We start from the raw sequence: 1264 nt of genomic DNA on the forward strand, positions 1-1264 counted from the left end.
GTGTCATCGTGGTGAATTTGAAGAGATGAATATTGCCGGCCGTCCGCTTCCCTCATTCGGGAACGATGCCTCGGTCAAACGCGTTTAGCCGGTGTTTATTCGACGGAGGTCCGAATGCCGGGTGCAACGACGCACCGACGCATGCAACTGGGTGATCTATCCATTTTCTATCGCGAGGCAGGGCCGCCAGAAGCACCTGTCTTGCTGTTGCCGCACGGCTATCCCTGCTCTTCGTTCCAATTCCGCCGACTGATGCCGGCGCTCGCCGACCGCTGGCGAACGATTGCATTCGACTGGCCGGGCTTCGGATACAGTGGCACACCAGATCCGGCCGCCTTTGGCTATGATTTCGACGCCTATTGCGACGTGCTTTCCAAACTTGCCGATGAATTCGGTCTCGAGCGCTACGCCTTGTGGCTGCATGATTACGGCTCGCAGATAGGACTCCGGCATTCGATCTCGCACCCCGAGCGGATCAGTGCCCTGATCATCCAGAACGGCGACATCTACGAGGACGTGCTTGGCCCCAAATACGCCACGATCAAGGCTTGGTGGGCCGACAAGACGCCCGACAAGCACCGTCCGCTCGAGGCCGCGGTAAGTGAGGACGGGTTCCGGGCCGAGTTCATCGGAGAAGTGGCTGACGACATCGCCACGCGCGTGGCGCCCGATCTCTGGAGCCTTCACTGGCCACTGATGAACACGCCGGTTCGTCGGCAGATCGCCGTCGGTCTGATGGAGAAGCTGGAAGCCAATCTCACCTGGTTTCCGCGCTACCAGGCTTATTTGCGTGAACACCATCCGCCCACGCTGATCGTTTGGGGGCCAGAGGACGGCTATATGCCCGCGGCGTCGGCACGGGCCTATCATCGCGATCTGCCCGATGCGGAACTGCATCTGATCGAGGGGGCGGGTCACTGGCTGCTCGAGACACATTTCGACGACGCGCTGCCGCTGGTCCATGATTTCCTGGGTCGTGTTCACGGCTGATCACAGCCGGTGTCCGCTACGCTCAGTTGCTGTCCGCCTGACTGAAGGAGAACCTCATGCCGACCAAACCGACCATCGCGCGCATCTGGCGCGGCCGCACCCGCCGCGACATCGCCGACGCCTATGAGCCATACCTGCGTGCCGAGGGTATTCCGCCCCTCGAGAAGACAGCGCTTGGCGTCCAATTGCTGCGCGCGGACCGCGATGCCGAGACGTGGTTCACAACCATCTCGTATTGGGCCGACATGCAGGCGATGACCGCCTTTACCAAAGG

The 1264-nt window shown here is 61.2% G+C and carries 2 protein-coding genes; both read left to right on the forward strand.

From position 1 onward, the window contains the following. Positions 1-114 precede the first annotated feature (114 nt). Positions 115-990 carry an alpha/beta hydrolase gene (locus EN893_RS34450; RefSeq protein WP_127271241.1) on the forward strand — a complete coding sequence of 292 codons (876 nt, stop codon included), beginning with the start codon at positions 115-117 and terminating at the stop codon, positions 988-990. A gap of 56 nt (positions 991-1046) precedes the next feature. Beyond that, on the forward strand, positions 1047-1264 hold a 218-nt coding region (locus tag EN893_RS34455; RefSeq protein ID WP_128362187.1), incomplete at its 3' end, for a hypothetical protein.

Origin of the sequence: Mesorhizobium sp. M7A.F.Ca.CA.004.04.2.1, assembly GCF_004022825.1 — a bacterium.
Lineage (GTDB): Bacteria > Pseudomonadota > Alphaproteobacteria > Rhizobiales > Rhizobiaceae > Mesorhizobium.

Excerpts from the sequence above, each read along its gene's own strand:
- EN893_RS34450 (WP_127271241.1), top strand. The coding sequence starts at position 115 with ATGCCGGGTGCAACGACGCACCGACGCATGCAACTGGGTGATCTATCC.